Origin of the sequence: Dyella sp. SG609, from assembly GCF_012275375.1 — a bacterium.
GTDB lineage: Bacteria > Pseudomonadota > Gammaproteobacteria > Xanthomonadales > Rhodanobacteraceae > Dyella_D > Dyella_D marensis.
Map to the genome: position 1 here is coordinate 148471 of NZ_JAAZQJ010000013.1, position 8105 is coordinate 156575.

The 8105-nt window shown below is 67.2% G+C and carries 8 protein-coding genes and 1 pseudogene; 2 read left to right on the plus strand and 7 right to left on the minus strand.

All coding sequences use genetic code 11. The annotated features are described in order from the left end of the window. Positions 1-15 precede the first annotated feature (15 nt). Positions 16-972 (plus strand): YafY family protein, encoded by a 957-nt coding sequence (locus tag FHW85_RS19545; RefSeq protein WP_168649383.1) that lies wholly within the window; start codon positions 16-18, stop codon positions 970-972. Positions 973-994: 22 nt separating this feature from the next. On the opposite strand, the gene FHW85_RS19550 is transcribed toward FHW85_RS19545, so the two are convergent. The 6 genes and pseudogenes from FHW85_RS19550 to FHW85_RS19575 form a co-directional block, all read right to left on the minus strand. Continuing rightward, positions 995-1423 carry a hypothetical protein gene (locus FHW85_RS19550; protein ID WP_168649384.1) on the minus strand — a complete coding sequence of 143 codons (429 nt, stop codon included), beginning with the start codon at positions 1421-1423 and terminating at the stop codon, positions 995-997. Between the two features lie 102 nt (positions 1424-1525). Further along, a complete protein-coding gene (gene traF / locus FHW85_RS19555; protein ID WP_168649385.1) occupies positions 1526-2101 on the minus strand; it encodes a conjugative transfer signal peptidase TraF in 576 nt (191 codons plus the stop codon). Between the two features lies 1 nt (position 2102). After that, positions 2103-3062, minus strand: a complete 960-nt coding sequence (locus FHW85_RS22585) for a fimbrial protein (RefSeq protein ID WP_168649386.1) — start codon at positions 3060-3062, stop codon at positions 2103-2105. Positions 3063-3199: 137 nt separating this feature from the next. Further along, positions 3200-3379: pseudogene (locus FHW85_RS22435) on the minus strand (conjugal transfer protein TrbN); the annotation flags it as partial. A gap of 169 nt (positions 3380-3548) precedes the next feature. Continuing rightward, entirely contained in the window at positions 3549-4109 is a 561-nt protein-coding gene (locus tag FHW85_RS19570) for a type 1 fimbrial protein (protein ID WP_168649387.1), read from the minus strand. 498 nt (positions 4110-4607) lie between these two features. Beyond that, entirely contained in the window at positions 4608-5252 is a 645-nt protein-coding gene (locus FHW85_RS19575; RefSeq protein WP_167252964.1) for a response regulator transcription factor, read from the minus strand. Positions 5253-5426: 174 nt separating this feature from the next. On the opposite strand from FHW85_RS19575, the gene FHW85_RS19580 reads away from it, so the two are divergent. Next, entirely contained in the window at positions 5427-5738 is a 312-nt protein-coding gene (locus tag FHW85_RS19580) for an EF-hand domain-containing protein (protein ID WP_167252963.1), read from the plus strand. 74 nt (positions 5739-5812) lie between these two features. On the opposite strand, the gene FHW85_RS19585 is transcribed toward FHW85_RS19580, so the two are convergent. Further along, the gene (locus tag FHW85_RS19585; protein ID WP_167252962.1) at positions 5813-7810 is read right to left on the minus strand and encodes a serine protease; all 1998 of its coding nucleotides are present in this window, start codon (positions 7808-7810) and stop codon (positions 5813-5815) included. Positions 7811-8105 lie beyond the last annotated feature (295 nt).

The window sequence follows — 8105 nt, forward strand, 5'->3', positions numbered from 1 at the left end:
CGCTAGGCTGCGGCCATGTATCGCCCCGCCACCCGCGCCCTGGCCGTGCTGGAACTGCTGCAGACCCATCGCCGCATCAGCGGCGTGGAGCTGGCGCAGCGGCTGGGCGTGGATGGCCGCACGGTGCGCCGCTATATCGCCGCGCTGGAAGAACTGGGCATCCCGATCACCGCCGAGCGCGGCCGCCACGGCGCCTACCTGCTGGTGGCCGGCTTCAAGCTGCCGCCGATGATGTTTACCGACGACGAGGCGCTGGCCTTGTCGGTAGGTTTGCTGGCGGCGCGCAGCATGGGGCTGACCGAAGCATCCGCGGCCGTGGCCAGCGCGCAGGCCAAGCTCGAACGCGTGATGCCCGAACGCCTGATGGCGCGCACGCGCGCGGTGGCCGACACGGTGATGCTCGACCTGGCGCGTTCCGCGGCGGCGGGCACCAGCGACACGCTGTTCGCGCTGAGCGCGGCCGCGCAGCAATGCCGGCGCGTGCGCATGCGTTACCGCGCGGCCAATGGTGTGCAGAGCGAGCGCGAGATCGATCCCTATGGCCTGGCCCATACCGGCGGCTTCTGGTACGCGGTGGGGCATTGCCATCTGCGCGGTGGACTGCGTTCGTTCCGGCTCGACCGCATCGCCGAGGCCGCCGCGCAGGAAATACTGTTCGTGCGCCCGCGCGACTTCGACGCCGTGGCGCACCTGACCTTCAGCCTGGCCACGCTGCCGCGCGAACACAGCGTCGAAGTGTTGCTGCATACCACGCTGGACGATGCGCTCGAGCGGCTGGGTGGCACCATGGGCCTGTTCGAGCCGACGGAAGCCGGCGTGCTGCTGCGTGCGCAAGTCGATGGGCTGGACTGGTTTGCCCGCCAGCTGGCGCGGCAGCCGTTCGACTTCAGCGTACGCGGGCCCGATGGCCTGCGCGCCGCCGTGGGTGCGCTGGCGGCGCGCCTGGGCGCAAGCGCCGCGCGCGGCGGGTAAGGCGACGCAACGCACGCAGGTCCTATCGCGCGCTTCCTTCGCGCTCCGATGCACCGTCCCGCTCAAGCACGGCAAGGATGCGCCGCACGCGTTCGCAGGTCGCTTTCCGATAAGCCTCCTGCCTTCCCTGCCCGATCATCGACGCATGCAGCTGCGCGGCCTCCTGCGCCGCACCGACGAAGATCGCCTTGCGCTGCGCATCGCCCTGGACCACCCATTCGCTGTACGCCGCGAACCTGGCCAGCGCCGGGGCGGGGAGCCGGCAGACGTCGCGCGCGGCCACCATGTCCATGCCGGCGTCGCGGGCGTCCTCGGCGGTGGGTTGAGCGGCCGCATCCGCGGCGACGCCGGCGGGCGTGGCGGCGGGAATCTCCGGCATCGGCGGCGCGACCGCAGGTTCGACGCGCGCATCGTCCGAGGAATGGCAGCCGGAAAGCACCGCCGCGAACAAGGCAAAAACCATGAAGCTACGCATGCACTCCATCCCGCTGTCCAGGAAACGCCGCGAACGGATGCTGACCTTTTGCATGGCCAGGCCGCTTCGCTGGCCGGACTACGTGCCGCCCGGCCCCCACGTCGCGACGGGGACCAGTACTTCCATCACCCAGGCGCGCTCGATCGGCCCGAAATAGCGGCTGTCGAAGGAAAGCGGATGCGTGTCGGACATCACCCACAGCTGGGACGGCGCCAGCCGCAGCCGCGCCGGCACCGGCCGGGGCATCGGCCGGCCGGCGGCATCCACCGCGCGATGCGCGCTCAGCGGCAGCAGCCGCCCATCCACCCGCACGCCGTCGTCCTGTGCGCTGATCCATGCGCCGCCCACCGCGGCCACGCGCTTGAGCATCGGCAGATAGCCATTGCCGCAGGCCTCGCCCTCGTGCAGATAGCCGCGCTCCATGGCCAGCGCGATGCTGCCGGAGCGCGGCGGACAGAAGCGCACGTAGGCGCCGCGCTGCACCGGCCGGTCCACGACCCGGTACAGGCCCGGCGGCAGGCTGCGCGTGAGGTTCAGGCGCAGGCCCGCGACGTAGCCCAGCTCCAGCAGGATCAGCGCCGCCAGCAGCACGCCGAAACAGGCGATGCCGGCACGCCGCGGTCCGCTGCCGTAGCGCGACCGGCACGGCGCCATCTCAGCGGAAGGTGACGCGCACGGCGATCGGCCGCTGGATGCGTCCTGCCGTGATGTTGCCGGTGCTGCGCTCCAGGCGTGCGCGGAACGCATAGCTCGAGCCCGTGCCGATCGCGGCGAATCCGCGCGACACGCCGGGCCGCATGCGCGCGGCGCCATCGCCGGTTTCGATGGCGATGCCGTAGCCGCCGGGACCGTTGGCGTTCATGGCGAATAGATCCGCATGGCTGGCGTCGGCATCCGCCGCGGTGCCGAAGGTGACGTCGGTCAGCAGGCCCGACGGATCCGCGCAGGACGCCATGGTCAGCTTGAACGCCTGCCACGCGGGCGTGACCTTGCCGCCACGCAGGTCGGAAGCGGTGTAATTCCCCAGCGAAACCTCCTGGTTGAGCGAACCGGTTTCGATCGAGCAGGCCGGGCGGATCAGTTCCAGGTGCACCATCGTGACCGGATTGATGATCCGGTTGGGCGCGAAGGCCGTCATGTCCGGCACCCAGATCCGGCCCAGGCGGGCGTTGACGGCGGTATCGGCGTGGCCGTATCTCACCGGCCCGCCGGTGCGTACGTACTCCGGTTGGAAAAACGTCTGCCACGTGGATGTGCCGGCGGCAAATGTCCTGGTCGCCTTGCGTGGCAATGCCGCGTAGCCCGTATCGCCGGGAACCTTGGCATAAAGCCGGATGCCCACGCCCGAGCGCTGCCCGCCCACGGTCAGTTCGCGCACCGTGCCGTCGACCAGCCCGTCGCCCTGCAGCTCCATGCTGACCTCGGTCGTGGTCTGCGCCGAGCAGTTGATGCTTGCGGTGGCGCTATCCGCCGGCGTAGCCCGGATGACCGCGCCGGCTGGCAGATCGCCATCCACCACGATCCCGTCCGTGCGGTTGACGATGAAGGGCGGGGTATAGGTCACGGTGCACGCCGCGCTTGCGTCACGGGCATGGCAGGCCGCGGCGGCGCACACGGCGAGGAACAGGAATCGGGTCAAGGCCATGCGGGATGATCTCCATGGTTTCGAACGCCGGCCATGTTGGCTTCGCCAGGCTGGCCGATGCGGTGGTCCGCCGGCGGCGAGGGCGGCCGGATGTCGTCGATGCTGTGCGTGTTGAACTGCCTGCGCAGCCACTGGCTCCAACGCCAGGCCCTGCGCATCAGCTGCTCGCGGTAGCGCGCGTTGTGCCGGGGCGTGCGCGAGTGATAGTTGGCCGCACGTGTCCACAAGTCGCCGCCGTCCTTGCGCAGATGCCCGCGCAATCGCCACGCGGCCAGCCGATAGGCAAAGATCACCCTGGTGCCCAGGATGACAACATCCGCCTCGCTGCGGCCCGCGCATAAGCAGACCAGCCAAAGCAGGCCGGCCAGGCGGCTGCGTAACATGTGTTCCATAGGCTTTCCGTTCGGATGGATCGCGGGCGGCGCGATGCCGCCCGCTTGCGGAGATGAAACCGGCTCAGTCGTAGCTGGCTTCGTAGATGACGTCCGAACGGACATTGCCCGCGGTAGCCACGCCGGTAGCGTAGTACTGCACGCCATACCTGATGGCCGTGGGGCCGGTGGTGGCGAGCGTGACGTCCTTGCGCGTGTGATTGGTGAGATTGATCACCGCGTTGCTCTCATCGAGCATCTGCAGGTCGACATTGGCCGCGCCGGTGAAGCCGAGCACGTTCTTCATGCGCCCATCGATATTGACGCTGGGACTGCTGCCGACGAAGCGGAAATGCGCCTTGGTGATCGCCGCGGTGGCGCAGGAACCGCCCTGGCCGTTGCTGAACACCACTTCGAAGCCCTTGCGCCCCGCGGTCTTGGCGGCAGCATCCAGCGCGGTGGTCCTGACCGGATCCAGCGCCACGGTGAAGTTGCCGAAAGCGCCGTTGCTGCCGTTGCCGCCGCTTACCACGCAGGTGCTGTCGGACACGGCGCCGGTGAAGGTGATGAGCCCCTGGTCGGCGTTGGCCGCACCAGCGGTGGCGGCGAGCGCCAGGCCGAAGATGGCTGTCTTGATGTGCTTCATGGTTGCTCCATTGGATGAAGTGGATCGGTTGGTTCGCTTGTCTGCCGCCTCCGCGGCCTTCTTCGTCGTCCGTCGGCCATGCCACGAAGACAAAGACCTTTGGGAGCATTCCGCTTCGGCGCTTCCCACCTTGTTCAGGGCATACCTGTCCGCCATCGCTGTTTCCGGCGATGTCGATGTCAGGTTCGCGATGGATGGACAGCGCAAAGCGGATGCGCTGCCCGCACGGGATGCCTGCCTCGCTAGTTACGACGCATCCCGTGCGGGTTTGGACGGCTGAATCATAGGAAACGACTTGCGGCTCCATCCATAGTACGAATTGTAAAAATGAGCCGATATCGGGCTTCGACACACTTTTGGGAGCAATCCGATTACCACCGAACGGCGCTTCGCCGCGCCTCACATCGCAACCGCTTATGGTGACTTTTCACCATGCGTGAATAGGTTGCGCGTCAAGCCTCGGATGCATCGTGCGGCGATCCTTGCTTGCCGGAATGTTCAACCGGAAAAACCCTCGCGCCGCAGGAAGTCGAACAGCTCCACATCGTTGCGGATGCCGAGCTTGCGCGCTGCGTCGCTCTTCTGCTTGCTGATGGTGGTGATGCCGCGGTTGAGCTGCAGCGCGATCTCCTTCACCCGCATGCCCTTGGCGACCAGGCGCAGCACTTCCACTTCGCGCGGCGACAGCAGGCGCTGGCCCGCGGCATGCGGCCGGCGCAGGCCCGCCTGCGCCAGCAACTTGCGCAACGGCGCGCTCACGTAGACGCTGCCGCGCCGGATGGCCTGGATCGCCGTCGGCAGCTCGGCCATCGACGAGGCCTTGTCGAGCAGGCCGAGCACGCCCGCGGTCTGCAGCAGGCGCAGGATGCTGGCGTTGCTGGTCATGCTTAGCACCAGCACCGGCAGGTCCGGATGATTGCGGCAGATGCGCTCGATCATGGCGTAGCCGTCCGGGTTCAACGGACCCGGCATGGACAGGTCGGTGACCAGGATGTCGAAGACCTGTTCCGCGAGCAGGGCGAGCAGCTCGTCGACGGTGCCCGCCTCGGCCACGACCTTGCCAGCCTCGTGGGCTTCGATGACGGAACGCACGCCGATGCGCACGACGGGATGATCGTCGGCAAGAAGGATCCGCAGGGACATGACCGAGAGGCTCCGAGACGAACGCGCACCAGCTTAGGCGCATGCCTTGGCGATGCGTAGACGGGCGATGTCCGAAAGTTATCTCCAATACGCGGCTATGCTGTATCCCGTTGCACCGCCGCGGTACCCGATCGCCCGGCGCCACCGGGCCTACTCACCGGAAAGGAGCAGCTCATGCCTGTGCGCCAACGTTTTCTCATCGCCGCCATCGCGCTGGCGCTCGCCGCGCCCGTGGCCGCCCAGACCGGGCTCGGCTATATGGCGAAAAAACTGGACGTCGCCGTGAAGAACTTCGACGCGGCCGACCGCAACCACGATGGCCTGCTCAGCAAGGAAGAAGCGCAGAACGGCAACGTGCCGTTCATCGCCAAGCATTTCGACCAGATCGACCGCGAGCATCGCGGGCAGGTGTCGAAAGAGGATGTCGCCAATTATCTGAAGTCGCTGACGCGGCCGGCGCCGGCGGCTTCGGGCGCCAAACCTTGAGACAAAGCCTAGAGATAGAACCCTTCTCCCTCCGGGTCGCCGAGGGGAGAGGGGCTTAAGCGTCAGAGCGCGGCTTACTGCTCGGTCACCTTCAGATCCTTCATCAGCAGATCGAGCTTCGGCTTCATGCTGTCCTGGCCCTGCGAGCCGGCCATGGCATAGAACACCGAATAGACCACGCCGGGCGTCGCACCCGCGCCGCTGGCCGGCGCACCGATGCGCGTCTCGCCATTGGCCGAGTACGCCGTGCCCTCGTAAGGGTGGCGGCGCTTGAGCAGCTTGTCCCAGTAGCTCTTGGCGTCGTCGTCGAGCGCCGCCGGCGGCACCACGTTGCGCTCGATATGCAGGCGGTCGGACTCCTGCGGGTTGGCGCGCAGCGAGACCGCGTTGACGTCCCACACCACCTTGCCATGGTCGGGCACGAAGCCCATGCCCAAGGTGAGCGTGCTTTCCGGCTCGATCTTCTGCAGCTGCGGCGTCACCGAGAAGGCCAGGCGATTGGAGCTGTAGCTGAAGCGCTGCTGGTAATCCGCCTGGATATGCACGGACTTCAGCGCATCGGGCAGCAGGGCGGTGTTCTTCAGGAAATCCTTCCACTGCGCCAGCGAGCCCTCGTAGCCCACCGACATGTAGTCGAGCAGGGCGCGCATGTCGGCAAGGTTGTCGTAGCTGTCATCGGCCGAGGCGAAGCGCATCAGCATGGCGTAGCCGTCCGGCACCGGCAGGGCGAAAGTGATCACCCGCGTATTGGCGAACGGCAGCGTCCACACGCGCAGCTGCCAGCGGCGCTGGGAGTGGTCGACATACACGCTGTCGGTGGCGGGCTTGCCCAGCGAGGTGATGCGCACCTGCTCCGAGCCGACCGGGCGCATGAAGATGCCCATCTTGCACAGCTGCTCGGACAAGGCGCTGGGGTCGTTGTAGAGCTTGTCCGCCGGGAGGTTGTCCGGACGGCGCAGATGCAGCAGGAAGTTGTGGCCCGACACGCCCGCCTGCACATAGCCGTTGGCGGCCAGCGACATGCGGTTGCCTTGCTTCTCCACCAGGCCCCATTCGCCGGCGCTGTTGCGCACGATCAGGCCCGGCACGGTATTCATCCAGGAGGCGCCGTAGAGCAGCTGGTTGGAGCCGTCGCCGCGCGGGAACAGCTTGTCGGTATCGCGGCTCAGGATTTCCTTGAGCTGGTTGTCGATATAGCCGTTGAACACGGCTTCGTAGCGCTTGAAGAATTCAGCCACGCCCAGCGGCAGCGCGAACTGGCCCTTCAAGGTGTTGCTCAGCGTGCTGCTGAAGATGTCGAAGCGGAACGGCACGCGGCTGTCCATCACCGCCTGCGCCGGCGCATTGAGCACCTCGCCCATCTGCAGCGCATAGTTGAGGTTTTCGTTGGCCGACTTCATCAGCACCACGCCGATGACCTTGCCTTCCTTATTGAGCAGCGGACCACCGCTGTTGCCCGGCGAGGCGGCGGCGGAGAAGCGCATCCACTTCCACGCGCCGTCCTGCTGCTCGGGCGTATCGGAGGTATACAGGCCATCGCGGATCACCACGCCCGTGCCCAGCGCATTGCCCACCGCGTAGACCTCCTGGTTGAGCACCGGCTTGGTGTCGACGTCCAGCGTTTCCGGGCCCGGGTTGCCGGACACGGTGAACACCACGAAGTCCTTGCGCAGGTCGAACTTCTCGATCTTGTCGATCGCATAGACCTTGCCGTTGGCGTCGCGCAGCGAGGGCGCGCCCCACAGGCTGTCCACGCCGGTGAGCAGCACGTGGCCGGCGGTGACGAACTGGTTCTTGCCGATGGCGAAGGCGGTGCCGATCGAATGGTATTTGTCGGTGCGCTCCTGGAACGGGAGCAGGTCCAGCGGCAACGCCTTTTCGTAGGTGAGCGGGTCGTCGGCGGGTTTGGCGGCGACCACTTCGAAGGTGGCGCCCTGAATCTTCGGCAGCAGGGCTGCGTCGAGGCTGGCGGCGGCGGCCGCGCCGGTGGCGGCCAGCCATAGCGCGAGGGCGCAGGCCCAGGTTCGGGCGAGTCCTTCGCCCCCGATCAGCGACCACTTCGTGTTCCGCATAGGTTTCCCGCGCGTGAGTTCCGGCGCCGGGGCCCCCTCCGGGCGTCCTTGTCACGACGGAATGGGCGGCATATTGGCATGCCGCAGGGGGGATTGCATGGGCTGGGGTGGGCCCCTGCCGGCCCCCTCTGGTTGTGTCGCCAGATGTTGCGATATCGCGGCTTAGATGCTTGCTTTTTGCTCGTCATCTCGGCGTAGGGCGGGATCCAGTAGCGACTAGGTGTGGTTGTCGCGACTTGGCCGCTTATGCAGCGGGCATTTCGGACGCCTGCCGGCGCCCGAGTCACTTTCTCTT